This window comes from Methylococcus capsulatus str. Texas = ATCC 19069 (assembly GCF_000424685.1).
GTDB lineage: Bacteria > Pseudomonadota > Gammaproteobacteria > Methylococcales > Methylococcaceae > Methylococcus > Methylococcus capsulatus.
In genome coordinates, this window is sequence record NZ_AUKJ01000017.1 from 269125 (window position 1) to 285644 (window position 16520).

A 16520-nucleotide genomic window follows, 5' to 3' on the forward strand; every position below is an offset into this window, starting at 1 on the left:
TTTTTGTGAGGAACCGAGTGGAAAAAAGGATTCAGCAGGCATCAGAGTTTGGCAAGGTCGCAGTCCTGATGGGCGGTTCGGCGGCCGAACGGGAGATTTCGCTGAAAAGCGGCAAGGCCGTTTTGGAAGCATTGCGGAGCGGCGGGATCGATGCCGAAGGTATCGATGTCGGGCGAGACCTGATCGCCCCGTTGCTGGAGCGTCGCTTCGACCGGGTGTTCAATGTCATTCACGGACGCGGCGGCGAGGACGGCGTGCTGCAGGGCGCCCTCGCTTGTTTGAGGGTTCCTTGCACCGGAAGCGGTGTGCTGGCTTCCGCGCTGAGTATGGACAAACTGCGTACCAAACTGTGCTGGACGGGAGCCGGTCTGCCGACCCCCCCCTGGCTGCGCCTGGATTCGCCCGACGATCTCGAGCGTTGCCGGCAGGCCTTGGGTTTCCCGGTGATCGTCAAGCCGGCGGAAGAGGGGTCGAGCATAGGCATGAGCCGTGCTGCGACGGCCGAAGAACTGGCACAGGCCTGGGAGCGTGCCTCCGGTTACGGCTGCGCCGTTTTCGCCGAACGCTGGATCGACGGCGTCGAATACACCGGCGGCATGCTCAAGGGTGTGCCGTTGCCGCTGATCCGCCTGGAAACCCCACACGCCTTCTATGATTTCGATGCCAAATACCGGGCCGACACCACCCGTTACCACTGTCCGTGCGGACTGGACACCGGGCGCGAGGCCGAGCTGCAGGCGCTGGTGCTGCGGGCCTGCCAGATCGTCGGCGTCAGCGGCTGGGGCCGGGTCGACCTGCTGGTGGACCGCAGCGGCCAGCCCTGGCTGATCGAGGTCAATACCGTGCCAGGCATGACGGACCACAGTCTCGTTCCGATGGCTGCCAAGGCCGCAGGCATCGATTTTCAGGAGCTGGTGTGGCACATCCTGGAAACCAGCTTCGCCTGAAGCGGCAACGGCGGTCTCGCGCCGGGAATGTGGCCGTTCCGGCCGGCCGCGGCTCGCGCGCGGCCGTGACGGCGCTGTTCGCTCTCTGCCTGATTTGGGGGGGCGTCGGCTGGGGAGTATCGTGGATCGCCGAGCGGCGGGTGCAGACCGTCCGTGTGAAGGGCGCTTTCCGCTATATCGATCCGGCGTCGGTGGAAGACACCGTCAGAGAGAAGCTGGTCACCGGCAACACCTATTTCGGAGTTCCCCTGGCCGAAATCCGGCAGGCGGTGACCACCATTCCCTGGGTGGCCGAAGCTTCGGTGGAACGGCGATGGCCGGACCGGCTCGAGGTGGATGTGCGGGAACACCGCCCCGTGGCGCGCTGGGGCGATACGGACTTCATCGACGACCGCATGAACCGTTTCCATGTCGGTAGTACCCGAGGGTTCGAACATCTGCCACTGCTGGCAGGGCCGGACGGTCAGGAACGCCGGCTGGTCAAGGTGCTGATCGCTCTCGATGAACGGTTCGAAAGCTGGGGAACACGGGTCGCCGAACTTCGGTTGACCGATCGCTGGTCATGGTCGTTGCGCTTGGAATCGGACCTCCGCGTCGAGTTCGGGCGCCGGGAGCCGGTCGAGGTGATTTCCAGCCTCCTGGCCCTCCTGCCGCTGTTGGGAAAAGAACGCATGGCCCTGCTCCAAAGTATCGATTTGAGGTATCCTTACGGCTTCGCGGTGGTTTGGAAAACATATCCGCCCGACGTGGAGGCTCCCCTCGAACAGCTTGGGGGGAAGCCTCCTGCATGAAGCGGCGGCCGCGCATCGACGAGAGGGAATCTTTTTCCGCACAACACGCCCGGTCGGGCGGGGAACGGCAGGGTCGGCTATTGAACACAATAGGCTGGGCATGCGTCTGACACATCCTTCGAATATCACTTCATGGGCAAAAAGTCTGACAAGAATGTAATCGTAGGGCTGGACATCGGCACTTCCAAAGTGGCCTGTCTCGTGGGTGAGGTCAATGAGGATGGCCAGATCGAGGTGGTCGGCCTGGGCACCCACCCCTCGCGGGGGCTCAAAAAAGGCGTCGTCGTCAATCTCGAAACCACCGTTCATTCCATTCAGCGCGCGGTCGAGGAAGCGGAGCTGATGGCCGGTTTCCGCATCCACTCGGTCTACGCCGGCATCGCCGGCAGCCACATCAGCAGCATGAATTCCCACGGCATCGTCGCGATCCGGGACAAGGAGGTCACCCAGGGGGATGTCGACCGTGTCATCGACTCCGCCAGGGCGGTCGCCATTCCGGCCGACCAGAAAATTCTGCACATCCTGCCACAGGAATTCGTCATCGATCGGCAGGAGGGGGTGAAGGAGCCCATCGGCATGTCGGGTATACGCCTCGAGGCCCGGGTGCACATCGTCACCGGCGCGGTGAGCGCGGCCCAGAACATCCAGAAATGCATCCAGCGCTGCGGCCTGGAGGTCGACGACATCGTGCTCGAACAACTGGCGTCGAGCCAAGCCGTCCTGACGGACGATGAGAAGGAGCTCGGCGTGTGCCTGGTGGACATCGGCGGCGGTACCACGGACATCGCGGTGTTCACCGACGGCGCCATCCGCCACACCGCGGTGATCCCCATTGCCGGCGACCAGGTGACCAACGACATCGCCGTGGCGCTGCGCACGCCCACACCCCATGCCGAGGCGTTGAAGCTCAAGCATGCCTGCGCGCTGACCCAGCTCGCCGACATCGAAGACACGATCGAAGTGCCCAGCATCGGCGACCGGCCGTCCCGGCAGATTTCCAGGCTCAATCTCGCGGAGATCGTGGAGCCGCGCTACGAAGAATTGCTGCTGCTGGTGCAGGCGGAACTGCGCCGGGCGGGTTTCGACGATCTGATCGCGGCAGGCATCGTGCTGAGCGGCGGCAGTTCGCGGGTCGAAGGACTGGTGGAGCTGGCGGAAGAAATCTTCCACATGCCGGTGCGGCTGGGCGTGCCTTACACGGTTTCCGGTCTCAACGACGTGATTCGCAATCCGGCCTACGCCACGGGAGTGGGGTTGTTGCTGCATGGGCGGCAGCATTTGTTTTCCGGGGAGCGCCCCCTGCTGGGAGGTGGCGGTTTCAGGAGCATCTGGCTGCGCATGAAGAATTGGTTTCAGGGAAATTTCTGAGATTTTCGGTTTTTCCGGATGGCCCGTATTCATAGGGGATGGGAACATGAAATTTGAACTCGTAGATTCATTCAGTCCGAACGCAGTCATCAAGGTGATCGGCGTCGGCGGCGGCGGCGGCAATGCCGTCAATCACATGGTGAGCAGTCAGATCGAGGGCGTGGATTTCATCTGTGCCAATACCGATGCCCAGGCGCTCCGGAACCTCGGTGCGCGCACCGTCATCCAGTTGGGCAACAATCTGACGAAGGGGCTGGGCGCCGGCGCCAATCCGGATATCGGCCGGCAGGCTGCGCTCGACGACCGCGAGCGCATCCTCGAGGTGCTGGATGGTGCCGACATGGTGTTCATCACGGCGGGCATGGGCGGAGGCACCGGTACCGGCGCCGCGCCCGTCATCGCGGAAATCGCCAAGGAAGCCGGCATCCTCACCGTTGCGGTGGTGACCAAGCCGTTCCCGTTCGAAGGCCGCAAGCGCCGATTGGTCGCCGACAAGGGCATCGCGGAACTGAGCCAGTTCGTGGATTCCCTCATCACCATTCCGAACGAGAAGCTCCTGCCGGTGCTGGGCAAGGACGTGAGTCTGATGGCCGCGTTCGCGGCGGCGAACGATGTGTTGCTCGGCGCCGTGCAGGGCATCGCCGAGCTGATTACCCGTCCGGGTCTCATCAACGTGGATTTCGCCGACGTGCGCACCGTCATGTCGGAAATGGGCGTCGCCATGATGGGTACGGGTGTGGGCAGCGGTCCGACCCGCGCGCGCGACGCTGCCGAACGGGCCATCGCCAGCCCGCTGCTGGAAGACATCAGCCTGTCCGGCGCGAAGGGCATCCTGGTCAACATCACCGGCGGTCTCGATCTCGCCATCGGCGAATTCGACGAAGTGGGCAATGCGGTCAAGGACTACGCCTCCGACGAGGCGATGGTCGTCATCGGTACGGTGATCGATCCGGAGATGCAGGACGAGGTCCGCGTCACCGTGGTGGCGACCGGACTCTCGGGCCAGTCCCAGATGGTCTCCGAGGCCCCGCTGAAACTGGTGCACAAGCAGACCGGCGAAATCGACTACGAGCAGATGCAGCGTCCCACGGTGCTGCGCAAGCAGCCCAAACACGAGCCGCGCGGCGAACCCAGTAAGGAGATGGATCTAGAGTATCTCGACATTCCCGCATTCCTGCGCCGCCAAGCTGATTGAGTTTCCGGCTCCTGCTCTCTCCGCGCCTTCAAAAGCTCCTTCGGGAAACATGTGGACCGTGGCCCGGATGACGCATCGAACGACCTACCGGATCGGCCGCCGCACGGCGGCCCCTTAGTATGGGGGGACATCTGTATGATCAAACAAAGAACCTTGAAAAACGTCATCCGCGCCACCGGCGTGGGTCTTCACACCGGTGAAAAGGTTTATCTGACGCTCAGGCCGGCGGCACCCAATTCAGGCATCAAGTTCAGACGGGTCGATCTCGCCGAGCCGGTGGTGATCGATGCCCGGCCCGACAACGTCGGTGACACCACCTTGTCGACGACGCTGGTGAAGGGCGACGTGCGCATCTCCACGGTGGAACATCTGCTTTCCGCGTTTGCCGGCCTCGGGATCGACAATGCCTATGTCGACGTCAGCGCGCCGGAAGTGCCGATCATGGACGGCAGTGCGGGGCCCTTCGTGTTCCTGATCCAGTCCGCCGGCGTGCAGGAACAGGAAGCGCCGAAGCAGTTCATACGCATCAAGCGGCCGCTCCAGGTCGAGGATGGCGACAAATGGGCCAGGTTCGAGCCTCATGACGGTTTCAAGGTGACGTTCACCATCGACTTCGATCATCCGGTGTTCGACAAGAACTCGCAGACTGCCAGCATCGAATTTTCCTCGACCAGTTTCGTCAAGGAGATCGCCCGTGCCCGTACCTTCGGCTTCATGCGCGACATCGAGATGCTGCGCAAGAACCGTCTGGCCCTAGGCGGTTCCATGGACAATGCCATCGTCGTGGACAAATTCCGGGTGCTCAACGAGGACGGCCTGCGCAGCGGCGACGAGTTCGTCAAGCACAAGATCCTCGATGCCATCGGCGACCTCTATCTCCTGGGGCACAGCCTGATCGGCTCGTTCACGGGCTACAAATCCGGCCACGGCCTCAACAATCATCTGCTGTGCGAACTCCTGAAGGCGCGCGATGCCTGGGAGATGGTGAGCTTCGAGGACGAGGGGTACGCCCCGATCTCCTATATGCGGACGGCGCCGGCAGGGCGCTGAGCATTCAACGCGGCAACCGGCGCAGGGTGCTGCACAGGCGGGCGAGGGCGGTTCCAATGTCACCCTCGCTGGCCCGCGCAGCTGCGTCGATCGCGGCGATCGTCGCCGGGAGGGGACGGTGTGGGGCCGGTCGGCGGGGCGCGGCGCGCGGTGCTTCCATGGCCAGGGAGAGCGTTCTGACCTTGCCCCGGCGGAACTGGCCGTGGCCTTCCTGCGCCAGTTCTTCGATGATCCGGGGCAGGTAGAAGCGTAACTGTGAAGCCCAGGCGGCCGACTCGGCGTAAAGCACCAGGGTGCCATCTCCCGCCACGCACTCTCGGCAATGGTGGGCCAGGGGCGGCGGTAGCAGACGCCGGATGGTTTCCAGCAGCCTCCGGTGGGTTTCGATGCGTGCCAGGCAGGTTTCCAGGGTTTTCCGGGGGATGAGATCGGAAACCCGGTGAGGATGCGGCTGTTCTTCGGCCGGTGACGATGGGGGATTCATCCGTTCACAGATTCCTGAATACTTGCACGATCGAAGCGTCCTCGGCTGATGGGGTTGCCGAGAAGCCCAGCGTCTCCACGAAGTGGAGCATCTTGCCATTGTCCGCCAGCACTTCGCCTTGCAGCTTTTGTATCCCTTTTTCTCGTGCCGCGTCGGACAACATGGCCATGAGGCGGGAACCGATGCCGCGGCGCTGCCAGGCGTCGGCGACGACGATGGCGAACTCGGCCGTGGCTCCGCCCGGATTGCTGAAAAAGCGCGCGACTGCCACCTCCGTCTCGCCTTGGTCGGTCTCGACGGTGGCGATCAGCGCGAGTTCCCGGTGGTAATCGAGCTGGGTCAGGCGCACCAGCATTTCGGGGCTCAATTCCTGAACCGACTGCATGAAGCGGAAATACTTGGCTTCCTCCGACAGTCCGCGGACGAAGGACTGTACCATCGCCGCGTCCTCGGGCCGTATGGGGCGGGTGGTGACCGTCGTGCCGTCGTTGAGCTGGAACCGGCTGACCCATTGGGCGGGATAGGGATGGATCGCCATGTGATCGTAGCGCCGGCGTCCGGCCGGCGGGTGGCGCACTACGATCCGGGCGTCGAGCGCATAGACCCCGGTTTCGTCAGCCATCAGGGGATTGATGTCCATCTCCCGGATCTGCGGCAGTTCGCACACCATTTCCGACACCCGCTGCAGGGTCTGGACCAGCGCCTCCATGTGGATCGGCGGCAGGTTGCGGAAAGCGCCGAGGGCGGCGGAGATCCGGGTCTGGCCGATCAGTGTGCGGGCGATATGGGCGTTGACCGGCGGCAGTCCGATCGCCCGGTCGCGGCTGATCTCCACCGCCGTGCCTCCGGCGCCGAAGCCGATCACGGGGCCGAACACCGGATCATCGATCACGCCCACCAACAGTTCACGCCCGTGCCGCCCCGTGTACATTTTTTCCACCGACACTCCTTCGATACGGGCATCCGGTTTACGCCGACCCACCCGCGCAAGCAGTTCGTTGTAGGCCTGCCGCACCGATTCGGCATGGGTCACATTGAGCATCACGCCGTCCACGTCGGACTTATGGGTAATGTCGGGCGACAGCACTTTCAGGGCCACCGGAAATCCCAGGCACTCCGCCGCGGCCAGGGCTTCGTTGGGGGAATGGGCAGGGAGGGCCGGCAGCATGGGGATGCGGAAAGCGCCGAGGATGGCCCGTGTTTCCAGGGGGGAAAGCAGGCTGCGCTTGTCTCCCAGTGCACCTTCCATGATCAGGTGAGCGCCTGGGATGTCGGGCGGTTCGAGTTCGGCCAGGGGGCCGGGCACCTGCAGCAGCATCTGCTGGTTGCGATGATGTTCGGCGAGGAAGCCGAAGGCCTGGGTGGCGCTTTCCGGGTTGGGAAAGGAGGGGATGCCATGGTCGGTGAACAGTGCCCGGCCTTCCTTGACCTGGGTTTCCCCGAGCCAGCAGGCCAGGACCGGCTTTTTCGAATCGCCGATGGCTTCGATCGTCCGTTTCGCTGCGCCGGTCGGATCGGTCATGGCCTGCGGCGTGAGCATCACCAAGAGGCCGTCTGTCCCGGGATCGGCCAGGCAGACCTCGACCGCGGCGGCATAACGCTCCGGTGTGGCATCACCGATGATGTCGACGGGATTGCCGTGTGACCAGAACGCCGGCAGCACCTGGTCGAGGCGTTGCAGCGTGGCCTCGGACAGCTCCGCCAAGCGTAGTCCGCGTTCGACCGCGGCATCGGTCGCCATCACGCCGGGGCCCCCGGCATTGGTGACGATGGCCAGACGATCCCCCTGGACCGGATGGGCGCTCGCCAACAACTGGGCGGCGGCGAACAACTGCTCGATCGTCTTGGCGCGGACCACGCCGGCCCGTTTCAAAGCGGCGTCGAACACGTCGTCGGCGCCCACCAGCGCGCCGGTATGGGAGACCGCGGCCCGCGAGCCTTCGGCGTAGCGGCCGGCCTTGATGACGATGACGGGCTTGAGCCGAGCCGCCGCCCGCAAGCCGCTCATGAAGCGGCGGGCGTCGCGGATGCCTTCCACATACAACAGGATGCTGCGGGTCTCCTGGTCCAGCGCCAGGTAATCCAAGATGTCGCCGAAATCGAGGTCGTAAGCCGAGCCGATGGATGCCACCACCGAAAAACCGATGCGGTGGGCGCTGGCCCAGTCGACGATCGCCGTGCACAAGGCGCCGGACTGGGAGACCAGGGCGAGCCCGCCCGGTAGGGCGACATTGTTGCTGAAGGTGGCATTGAGATTCAGGCTGGGCCGCATCAGTCCCAGGCAGTTCGGCCCGAGCAGCCTTATGCCCTGATTTCCGGCCTCCGTGAGCAAGGACTGGGACAGGCGGCGGCCCTGGTCGTCGCCGTCCCCGAAACCTGCGGAAAACACAATCGCGGCGCGGACGTTTTGTTCGCCGCATTCCCTCAGGATTCCGGGAACGGTCGGTGCCGGGGTGGCGATCAGGGCGAGATCGACGGCGCCGTCGACTTCGCTCAGCGACTTGTAGCAGCGCTGACCCAGGATCTTTTCGTGCCTGGGATTGATGGGGTGGACCGGGTTGCGGAAGCCGCCTTCGAGCAGGTTGCTGAAGAGGCGGAATCCCACCGAATCGGGCCGTTCGCTGGCGCCGAACACGGCAACACTGCGGGGCTGGAAGAGGGTGTCGAGGTAGGGGCCGGCCATGCCGTTACACCGTGCCGGCCAGCAGCGGAACGAACACGACCGGCTCCACGGAGCGGGCTTCGTAGCCCGCGTCGGTACGCATGATGCGTTCGAGCGTCTGTTGCCGGCCCACGCCGATCGGAGCGACGAGCACGCCGCCGGGATTGAGCTGGTCCAGCAACGCAGCCGGCAGGCGCGGCGGGGCGGCGGTCACGATGATCCCGTCGAACGGGCCGGATTCGCGCCAGCCCAGATGGCCATCGCCGTGTTTCAGCCGCACGTTCCGGAGGTTCAGGTCGGCCAGGCTGCGGATGGCCCGCTCCTGTAGGGCATGGACGCGCTCCACCGAATAGACGGTGCCGACCAGTTGGGCCAGGACGGCGGTCTGGTAGCCGGAGCCGGTGCCCACTTCCAGCACGCGGCGCAAGGGGCCGTCCTCAAGCAGGAGTTCGGTCATGCGGGCGACCGTGTAAGGCCGCGAGATGGTCTGGCCGAAGCCGATCGGCAGGGCCATGTCTTCGTACGCCCGGCTGGCGAAAGCCTCTTCGACGAAGATGTGGCGGGGGATGCTGCGCATGGCGGTCAGCACCCTGGGGTGGCGGATCCCCAGTTCCCGTAGGCGGCCGACCATGCGCTCGCGGGTGCGCGGCGACGTCATGCCGATGCCCTGCAGGCGGACGTTCATGCGGTGACTCTGCCGGGCAGCCATGCGCTCAGTTGATCGAGCCGCTCGTAGCGGGTGAGATCGATCTGCAGCGGGGTGACCGAAACACAGTTCTGACGGATGGCGTGGAAATCGGTGCCGGGGCCCGCATCGGCCTCGGGGCCGGCGCAGCCCACCCAGAAAATCTCCCGCCCGCGCGGGTCGCGGGTGCGGACGACCGCTTCCGCTTTGTGGCGGGCGCCGAGCCGCGTGGCCCGATAGCCTCTGAGCTCATCCGGGGGAATGTCGGGAACGTTGACGTTCAATATGGTGTCCGCCGGCAGCGGGTTTTCCCGGATGCGCTCCAGAAGCTCGACGGCGACTTGGGCGGCGGTTTCAAAGTGCTCCGGGTTGTGGGCGGCCAACGAGATCGCCACGGCCGGCAGGCCGAGGAAACGGCCTTCGGTAGCCGCGGCGACGGTACCGGAATAGATGACGTCGTCGCCCAGATTGGCGCCGTGGTTGATGCCGGCGAACACCATGTCCGGTTCGCTGTCGAGCAGGCCAGTGATGGCCAGGTGGACGCAGTCCGTAGGCGTCCCATCGACCCGGATGAAGCCATTCTCGGCGCGGGTGGCACGCAAGGGCCGTTCCAGGGTCAAGGAGTTGCTGGCACCGCTGCGGTTGCGTTCGGGGGCGACGACGGTGATCTTGGCCAACGGCGAAAGGGCGGCGGCCAGGGCGCGAAGACCGGGGGCGGCGTAGCCGTCGTCGTTGCTAAGGAGTATGTGCATGAAGGGCGGAAGGATCGGACCAGACCAATGTTTTCATTCTAACCAGAAAATGCTCTCACCGGTCGAGCATCCTGGCATAAAGGTATAATCCGCTGGCAAGGGAGCGGGGCCGTTGCGCCCGTGTTCCGGCACCCACTTCATTCTTCGGCATCGAGCAGGAGGGAACATGGCGGCGGCTGTTTTCAAGCAACTGAGCGAGCGCATCGGCACCTCGCCGCTGGCACGACGCTACCGCGCTCTGCCGCCGCTGATGCAGCGGCTGGTCGTGGTCGCTTCCGCGGTCGTATCGCTCACCCTGGCGCTGGCGCTGGTCTACATTTACCTCAGCCCGGTGATCGCCGCCGGGATTCTCGCCAGTATCCTGGCGGGACTCGCGACCGGGGCAGGCGCCTTGCCCGCGCTGTTCGTCCGCGACGTTTCCCACCGTACCCTGTGCATCATGTTGGGCGGGGCGGCAGGCGTCATGCTGGCGGCGACGGCGTTTTCCCTGATCGTGCCCGGCATCCAGTATGGCAACGAAATCTGGCCGGGGAAGGGCATCTTCGCAGTGGCGCTCGGCATGATGACCGGTTCCCTGTTCCTGGAGGTGGCGGACCGTATGCTGCCTTATGAGCGATTTCTGGCGCAGAAAGGCGAATTGATCGGCTCGCTCCGGAAAATCTGGCTTTTCATCGTCGCCATCACCCTGCACAACTTCCCCGAAGGCATGGCGGTCGGCGTGAGTTTCGGCGGCGGTGATTGGCACAACGGTGCCACGCTGGCGATCGCCGTGGGTCTGCAGAACATTCCCGAAGGGCTGGCAGTCGCCATGCCCCTGGTGGGGATGGGCTACGAGCGCCGTCAGGCGGTACTGATCGCGACCCTGACCGGGCTGGTGGAGCCGCTCGGCGGGGTCCTGGGGTTGGGTATGGTCTCCGCCTTCTTCCCGCTGCTGCCTTTGGGTATGGCGTTCGCCGCCGGAGCGATGCTGTTCGTGATCAGCGACGACATCATTCCCGAGACCCAGTCCCGCGGCAAGATGCGGGCAGCGACCTTCGCCGTCATGGTCGGCTTCATCGTCATGATGATCCTGGATAATCTGTTCAGTTGACATGTCCTGTTTCTGGTCCTGGAGCCTGCCCGAATGGGCCGGCTCACCGACGTTGCCCTCCGGCGCCCTGGAATGGGCCACGGCTTCCACCACCACTTTTGCCTTGATCGCCGCCGCCGAGATCGGCGACAAGAGCCAGTTGGTCTGCATGACGCTGGCGGCTCGTCACCGCGGTTTGCCAGTGCTGCTGGGCGCAACGGCCGCCTTCGGGTTGCTCAATCTGGCAGCGGTACTGTTCGGCGCGGCCCTGGTCCACTGGGTTCCGCGGCCCGTCGTGGCGGGTGTGGTCGCCCTGCTGTTCCTGGGGTTCGGTCTGAAATCCGTGCTGACGCGGGAGGAGACGGGGGAGGAGTCGGTCGAGGAAAAGCCCGGACACGGCGTCTTCGTCACGACCTTCCTGATGATCCTCTTCGCCGAGTTCGGGGACAAGACCCAGCTGGCAGTGGCCGGGCTGGGCACGTCGGTGTCGCCTTCGGCGGTGTGGGCCGGGGCTTCGCTCGCCCTGGTCCTGACCTCGGTGCTGGGCATCTGGGCGGGGCGGACCGTCCTGCAGACGATCCCGCTGGTCTGGCTGCACCGGCTCAGCGGTGTCCTGTTTCTGGCGCTGGCGGTTTATGCGGGCATGGAGGCCCTGCCGGCGGCGCTGGAGATCATCCGCGCCTTCCGTTGAAGGCGGAGTGGATTTTCCTCATGCAGACGCCCGCTAGCGCATCCCGCCACATCGTCCTGTTCGGCCCGAGTTTCGGGGAAGGGGGGGTTGCACGTGACATCGTCAATCTCGCCAATGGCTTCGTACGGGCCGGCATGGAAGTCAGCGTCCTGGTGAACCGCCCCAACGAACTGTTCACCGAGCAGCTGTATCCGCAGGTTCGTCAGGTGGTGCTGCCGAGCCGCAGCGACCGGTGCCTGGCGCGCGAGCTGCTGGCCTTCCTGAGGGCCTGGCGACCGGATGTCGTGCTGACGACCGAAGAGCGCGACGATGGCATCGCCGTGGTCGTGCGCAAGGAGCTCAGGGATCCCGGGGTCCGTTTTTTCCTTCGGATGGTCACCACCTTGTCGGTACGGCTGGCGAACCAGTACCGGTTCCGGTTGAACCGCGCCCTGTACCGCCGCAGACTCCGGCAGATCTACAGCCAGTGCGACGGAGTGATCTGTAATTCCGAAGGGGTGGCGGATGATCTGGTGACCTTCCTGGATCTACCCCGTGACGGCATCGCGGTCCTGCCCAATCCCACCATCACCCCTGAACTGCTGGCGGCGGCGGAGGAACCCCTCACCCACCCCTGGTTCGCGTCCGGCGAGCCGCCGGTGATTCTCGGTGCCGGCCGGTTGGGGCGGGCCAAGGACTTCGGGACGCTGCTCAAGGCTTTCGCCTTGCTGCGGCGCTACCGCCCATGCCGCCTGATGATCCTCGGCCAGGGGCGTCAGAAGGAACGTCTGGAGGCACAAGCCCGTGAGCTTGGGGTCGGGGCGGATTTCGAGCTGGCCGGCTTCGTCTCCAACCCGTACGCCTACATGGCGCGGTCCGGGCTGTTCGTGCTGTCCTCGCTATGGGAAGGATGTCCGAACGTGCTCATCGAAGCGATGGCCGTCGGCACTCCGGTGGTCGCCACCGATTGCCGCAGCGGACCACGCGAGATCCTGCAGGGCGGTCGCTTCGGGCCGCTGGTGCCGATGCGTGACGCGGAGGCGATGGCCGAGGCGATGGCGGTGACACTGGATCATCCTTTGTCCCCCGCCATCCTCCGCGAAGCGGTGCAGGGCTATGCCGTAGAAAACAGCATCCGGATGCATTTGGAGACGTTCTTTCCCTGATGGACCCTTACAGCCAGCCGCAGGTCCGAGCGATCTTCTCTTCCCGTTTCTCCCAGGAAAAATCGTGCGCGCGTTCGGCGGCGGCATGGGCGAGGCGGACGGCCAGCTGGCGGTCGGACTGAAGCCGCCGGATCGCGGCGATCCATGCCTCGATGTCCTCCGGATCGACCAGCAGGGCGGTTTTCTCGTGTTCCAGCAGCTCCCTCAGCACCGGCAGGTCGCTGGCGATGATGGGCCGGCCGGCGGCCAACGCCTCGAACAGCTTCATCGGACTCATTGAATCGGCAGTGGCGAGCTGCGGCGGGTAGGGCAGCAGGGTGATGTCGCTGCGGCCATACCAGCCGGGTACCTCGTGGTGCGGTACGAAGGGATGGGATTCCACGCTGTCCGGCGTGACGAAATGGGAGCCCGGTTCGGACTCGCCGATCAGCACGGCGTGGCCGATGCCGCGTCTTGCCAGGGCGTCGAAGACATGAAGCCCCCGGTCCGCGGCCAGCGTCCCCAGATAGACGAAAGTCGGGTGATCGAGCCGGGTGGGGTCGAATTTCGGCAGCGCGGCGTAGGCCTTCAAGGCGACCGCGTTGGGGGCGACCAGAACGCGTTCCGGGTCGGCGCCGGATTCCGTCAGTACCTTGGCGGCGGCGCGGCTGACCGGCACCAGCCAGTCGATGATCCGGCTGCGGTGGCAGCCCACCACATGATCCATCCAGCCGCCCTGGACCAGGTCGCGGTCGGCGTCGTGGATCTCCAGCACGTGTTTGAGGCCAAACCGGGCCAGCCAGCGGCTGAGCATCAGGTTGTGGGTGAAGATGCCACGGGCTCGGCGCAGTTCGCCCAAATGGCGGACGAAGAACGGCCACAGGCCGAAGCGGGTATGTAGCCAGGGATCGAGCCGCAGGTCCAGGAATTCGTCGATGCCGAAGTCGCGCAACCGTGCCGTGACGGTGACGCCTTTGGCTGGCGGCAGGTACAGTCGGGTCGGCACGCCGATCCGGTCGAAGCTTTCGGCGACGTGCAGTGCCTGGATCAGGTTGGCGCCGTTGCGGTGCAAACGACAGCGGGCGACATAGATCAAAGGTGCACCGTTCATCGAGCGGACTTCCGTTGCCGGCGGCGGGTGCGCAGCTGGTAGAGCGTCGGCGTCAGCGCCGGCTGGCGGGTGAGCCAGTACACCGCTGCACGCCAGTAGAGGTCCAGCCGCTTGCCCAGGTGCCAATACCAGGGCCGCTCCGGCAGCACCAGGCTTCCGCTGTCGTCGGGCGACACGCCTTCCAGCTCGGCCAGCCAGCTATCGTCCTTCTCGTAGCCGAGCTCGATCAGAAGCTTGGACAGATCGCCGTACTTCGCCATCTGCGCCACCAGGTGCGGCTTGTGCCGGCGCCAGTTGCCGATGCTGCCGGGGTCGATCGGCCGCAGACTCCCCAGGGCATCGAGCGAATCTCGGGAAGGCCGGGCGTGGCGGTGGAACTCACTGAAGGGATGGCGCAGCGCGAGGAACGGCAGACGGGCCATCAACTCGCGCTGCACGGCGTCGGGAGCGGTGACCAGGTCTTCATAGCGGATCGTGATGAAGCGCGGATGGCGCATGAGTTTAGTGGCCGCACCGTGCAGTTCGCGCCAGAGTCCCAGGTTGCTCCAGTAGCGCTGCGTGTCCTTGCGGTGGCTGCGGCTGGAGATGGCATCGCGCGGGTCGCGCAGCAGGTAGATCACCCACAGGTCGGGGTCTACCGCCAGGAACGGGGCGACCACGGTGGTCTGCAGCGGATACTTGGTCAGCAGGATCTCGTCCCTGTAGTCATAGGGCTTGTAGATGCTCTGTTCGTGCTCGGCGAAGCCGCCGATCTCGAAGCAGGTCACCATGAGTTCGTTGAGCAGCGTCGTCCCGCTGCGGGGCGAGCAGCCGACGATGTGGATGCGGTGGGTCATTCGAAGTCTCCGGTCGGGAATGTCGCCGGCGCACCGTCCTTGAATACGGTCAGTTCGCCCGGCGCCATGGCGGTCCAGGTTTCGTTGTCGGTCAGCGGTCGGGTCGCGATGACCGCCACCCGGTCCTCCGGCGTGGTGAGATCGGCGAAATCGACGGTGAGGTCTTCGTCGACCAGGTGGGCGTGACTGAACGGCGCCTGCCTGACGATGTAGTGCAAGTGGGTGGCACAATGGGCGAACATCAGTTCGCCGTCGGACAGGATGTAGTTGAAAGTCCCGTGTCCGGCGATTGCGCGCGTCACCTCGACGATCGTGCGGACCAGATCGCCACTTTCAGGCGGTTCGGGATGACGTTCGCGCAGGGTTTCCAGGATCAGGCAGAAAGCCTGCTCGCTGTCGGTGGTGCCGACCGGGCGGTAATGGCGCCGGCGCAATGCGGGCAGGTTTTCCAGGTTGCCGTTGTGGGCGAAGATCCAGTTTCGTCCCCACATCTCCCGCTGGAAGGGATGGCAGTTGGCGAGCGTGATCCCGCCGACCGTGGCCTTGCGGATGTGAGCAATGACGTGGGTCGACTTGATCGGGTAGTTCCGGATCAGCTCGGCGATCGGCGATCCGGCGGAGGGCTGGTAGTCCAGGAACACTCGGCAGCCTCGATCCTCGAAGAAGGCGATGCCGAAACCGTCGGTATGGTGACCGGTCTGCCCGCCGCGGAGGGTGAAGCCGCGGAAAGAGAAACAGATGTCCGTCGGCACGTTGCAATTCATGCCTAGCAGTTCGCACATGGGATGGGGGTCCGCCGTCTCGGTGGGCGCTCATTTTACAACGGCCTTGTCTCAGGTCGCTCGACCGGTCCGGCTTCGTGCCGACCGATACGGCCGTCCAGGTCCATCCACAGGGCCGGCAGCCCCAGGCTCCGCAGCCATTCCGGGCCGTCGGATGCCTTCAGCATGGCGATCGTGCAGGCGCTGCCCGCGATGAGCGCATGAGATGCGGCCACGCTGACCGAGGCCAGCCCCTGCACGGGCCAGCCGGTCCGGGGATCGAGGATATGGCCGTAGCGTCTGCCGTCCACGCTGATGCAGCGTTCGTAGTCGCCGCTGGTGGTGATCGCGCCGGAACGGACGCTGAGGGTGGCCAGGAGCTTGCCGGGTTCACGCGGATGGTTGATGCCAACCTCCCAGGCCGTGCCGTCCGGGTGCGGCCCGATCACCCGCAGGTCGCCGCCGAGATTCACCACGCCGGCGGTGATGCCGCGTTCGAGGCAACGCGTGGCCGCCCGGTCGGCGGCGTATTCTTTGCCGATGCCGCCGAAATCGAGCTCCATGCCGGGCACCTCGAATCTCAGCACCGGCCGCTCCCAACGCAGCTTGTTCCAGCCGACCCGTTCCAGAAGGGCTTCGACGTCCCTCGGCTCGGGCAGCCGGTCGCCCGCGAAATTCCAGGCCCGGCGTAGGATGCCTGAGGTCACGTCGAACAGCCCGTCGCTCTGTTCGTAGCAGGTCCGGGCGTAGTCGAGCAAGGCCGCCATCTCGTCGTCGACCACTACCCCCGTTTTGCTTCCAGCCTGAGCGTTGATCCTGGACAGAAGACTGTCCGGGCGGTAGCGGGAGTAGCGGGCTTCCAGGACCTGCACCTCGCCGATCGCTTCCCTCGCCACGGCCCGAGCCTCGGTTTCGGTTTCGGCATAGAGGATCAGGTGGCAGGGCGAACCCATTGCCCGGAATGGAAAACGGAACGGATTCAGGGACAAGGGCT

At 65.1% G+C, this 16520-nt stretch carries 16 protein-coding genes; 8 read left to right on the forward strand and 8 right to left on the reverse strand.

Translation table 11 applies throughout. The features are described from left to right. Positions 1-17 precede the first annotated feature (17 nt). From H156_RS0105820 to lpxC, 5 genes are all read left to right on the forward strand, one after another. Positions 18-947 carry a D-alanine--D-alanine ligase gene (locus tag H156_RS0105820; RefSeq protein ID WP_017366111.1) on the forward strand — a complete coding sequence of 310 codons (930 nt, stop codon included), beginning with the start codon at positions 18-20 and terminating at the stop codon, positions 945-947. Beyond that, entirely contained in the window at positions 917-1738 is an 822-nt protein-coding gene (locus tag H156_RS0105825; protein WP_010961650.1) for a cell division protein FtsQ/DivIB, read from the forward strand. Before H156_RS0105820 ends, H156_RS0105825 begins: the two co-directional genes overlap by 31 nt. Positions 1739-1870: 132 nt before the next feature. Further along, positions 1871-3106, forward strand: a complete 1236-nt coding sequence (ftsA, locus tag H156_RS0105830; protein ID WP_010961649.1) for a cell division protein FtsA — start codon at positions 1871-1873, stop codon at positions 3104-3106. A gap of 46 nt (positions 3107-3152) precedes the next feature. Then, a complete protein-coding gene (ftsZ, locus tag H156_RS0105835) occupies positions 3153-4301 on the forward strand; it encodes a cell division protein FtsZ (protein ID WP_010961648.1) in 1149 nt (382 codons plus the stop codon). Between the two features lie 135 nt (positions 4302-4436). Beyond that, complete coding sequence (lpxC, locus tag H156_RS0105840; protein WP_010961647.1) at positions 4437-5351, forward strand: UDP-3-O-acyl-N-acetylglucosamine deacetylase; 915 nt, start codon at positions 4437-4439, stop codon at positions 5349-5351. Between the two features lie 4 nt (positions 5352-5355). Here lpxC and H156_RS0105845 read toward each other — a convergent pair whose 3' ends face one another. The 4 genes from H156_RS0105845 to surE are packed head-to-tail and all read right to left on the reverse strand — an operon-like array spanning position 5356 to position 9934. Then, a complete protein-coding gene (locus H156_RS0105845; RefSeq protein WP_017366109.1) occupies positions 5356-5835 on the reverse strand; it encodes a DciA family protein in 480 nt (159 codons plus the stop codon). Between the two features lie 4 nt (positions 5836-5839). Next, a complete protein-coding gene (locus H156_RS0105850; protein ID WP_017366108.1) occupies positions 5840-8518 on the reverse strand; it encodes a bifunctional acetate--CoA ligase family protein/GNAT family N-acetyltransferase in 2679 nt (892 codons plus the stop codon). 4 nt (positions 8519-8522) lie between these two features. Then, a complete protein-coding gene (locus H156_RS0105855; protein WP_010961644.1) occupies positions 8523-9182 on the reverse strand; it encodes a protein-L-isoaspartate(D-aspartate) O-methyltransferase in 660 nt (219 codons plus the stop codon). Beyond that, positions 9179-9934: a 5'/3'-nucleotidase SurE gene (gene surE / locus H156_RS0105860; protein ID WP_017366107.1), complete on the reverse strand. Its 756-nt coding sequence runs from the start codon at positions 9932-9934 to the stop codon at positions 9179-9181. Before surE ends, H156_RS0105855 begins: the two co-directional genes overlap by 4 nt. A gap of 166 nt (positions 9935-10100) precedes the next feature. On the opposite strand from surE, the gene H156_RS0105865 reads away from it, so the two are divergent. From H156_RS0105865 to H156_RS0105875, 3 genes are read left to right on the forward strand one after another with little or no spacing between them, the layout of a single operon-like run. Then, positions 10101-11024, forward strand: a complete 924-nt coding sequence (locus H156_RS0105865; RefSeq protein WP_017366106.1) for a ZIP family metal transporter — start codon at positions 10101-10103, stop codon at positions 11022-11024. Between the two features lies 1 nt (position 11025). Continuing rightward, on the forward strand, positions 11026-11694 hold the full coding sequence (locus H156_RS0105870; protein ID WP_017366105.1) for a TMEM165/GDT1 family protein: 669 nt from the start codon (positions 11026-11028) through the stop codon (positions 11692-11694). A gap of 20 nt (positions 11695-11714) precedes the next feature. Continuing rightward, positions 11715-12839 (forward strand): glycosyltransferase, encoded by a 1125-nt coding sequence (locus H156_RS0105875; protein WP_036246154.1) that lies wholly within the window; start codon positions 11715-11717, stop codon positions 12837-12839. 7 nt (positions 12840-12846) lie between these two features. Here the strand turns inward: H156_RS0105875 and H156_RS0105880 are convergent, their stop codons facing one another. Genes H156_RS0105880 through H156_RS0105895 form a run of 4 tightly spaced genes read right to left on the reverse strand, consistent with a single transcriptional unit; the run spans position 12847 to position 16515 of the window. Further along, a complete protein-coding gene (locus H156_RS0105880; protein ID WP_017366103.1) occupies positions 12847-13929 on the reverse strand; it encodes a glycosyltransferase in 1083 nt (360 codons plus the stop codon). Then, positions 13926-14765, reverse strand: coding sequence for a sulfotransferase (locus tag H156_RS0105885; RefSeq protein ID WP_017366102.1), 840 nt, complete (start codon positions 14763-14765; stop codon positions 13926-13928). Before H156_RS0105885 ends, H156_RS0105880 begins: the two co-directional genes overlap by 4 nt. Next, positions 14762-15547 carry a class II glutamine amidotransferase gene (locus H156_RS0105890; RefSeq protein ID WP_017366101.1) on the reverse strand — a complete coding sequence of 262 codons (786 nt, stop codon included), beginning with the start codon at positions 15545-15547 and terminating at the stop codon, positions 14762-14764. Before H156_RS0105890 ends, H156_RS0105885 begins: the two co-directional genes overlap by 4 nt. A 35-nt stretch (positions 15548-15582) precedes the next feature. After that, positions 15583-16515, reverse strand: coding sequence for an FAD:protein FMN transferase (locus H156_RS0105895; RefSeq protein WP_017366100.1), 933 nt, complete (start codon positions 16513-16515; stop codon positions 15583-15585). Positions 16516-16520: the final 5 nt, after the last annotated feature.

What these genes read in the sequence shown, in the direction of transcription:
- H156_RS0105870 (WP_017366105.1), top strand. Translation starts at nt 11,026, where the DNA reads ATGTCCTGTTTCTGGTCCTGGAGCCTGCCCGAATGGGCCGGCTCACCG.
- H156_RS0105885 (WP_017366102.1), bottom strand. Translation starts at nt 14,765, where the DNA reads ATGACCCACCGCATCCACATCGTCGGCTGCTCGCCCCGCAGCGGGACG.
- H156_RS0105845 (WP_017366109.1), bottom strand. Translation starts at nt 5,835, where the DNA reads ATGAATCCCCCATCGTCACCGGCCGAAGAACAGCCGCATCCTCACCGG.
- H156_RS0105855 (WP_010961644.1), bottom strand. Translation starts at nt 9,182, where the DNA reads ATGAACGTCCGCCTGCAGGGCATCGGCATGACGTCGCCGCGCACCCGC.
- H156_RS0105865 (WP_017366106.1), top strand. Translation starts at nt 10,101, where the DNA reads ATGGCGGCGGCTGTTTTCAAGCAACTGAGCGAGCGCATCGGCACCTCG.
- H156_RS0105850 (WP_017366108.1), bottom strand. Translation starts at nt 8,518, where the DNA reads ATGGCCGGCCCCTACCTCGACACCCTCTTCCAGCCCCGCAGTGTTGCC.
- H156_RS0105890 (WP_017366101.1), bottom strand. Translation starts at nt 15,547, where the DNA reads ATGTGCGAACTGCTAGGCATGAATTGCAACGTGCCGACGGACATCTGT.
- surE (WP_017366107.1), bottom strand. Translation starts at nt 9,934, where the DNA reads ATGCACATACTCCTTAGCAACGACGACGGCTACGCCGCCCCCGGTCTT.
- lpxC (WP_010961647.1), top strand. Translation starts at nt 4,437, where the DNA reads ATGATCAAACAAAGAACCTTGAAAAACGTCATCCGCGCCACCGGCGTG.
- ftsZ (WP_010961648.1), top strand. Translation starts at nt 3,153, where the DNA reads ATGAAATTTGAACTCGTAGATTCATTCAGTCCGAACGCAGTCATCAAG.
- H156_RS0105875 (WP_036246154.1), top strand. Translation starts at nt 11,715, where the DNA reads ATGCAGACGCCCGCTAGCGCATCCCGCCACATCGTCCTGTTCGGCCCG.
- H156_RS0105880 (WP_017366103.1), bottom strand. Translation starts at nt 13,929, where the DNA reads ATGAACGGTGCACCTTTGATCTATGTCGCCCGCTGTCGTTTGCACCGC.
- ftsA (WP_010961649.1), top strand. Translation starts at nt 1,871, where the DNA reads ATGGGCAAAAAGTCTGACAAGAATGTAATCGTAGGGCTGGACATCGGC.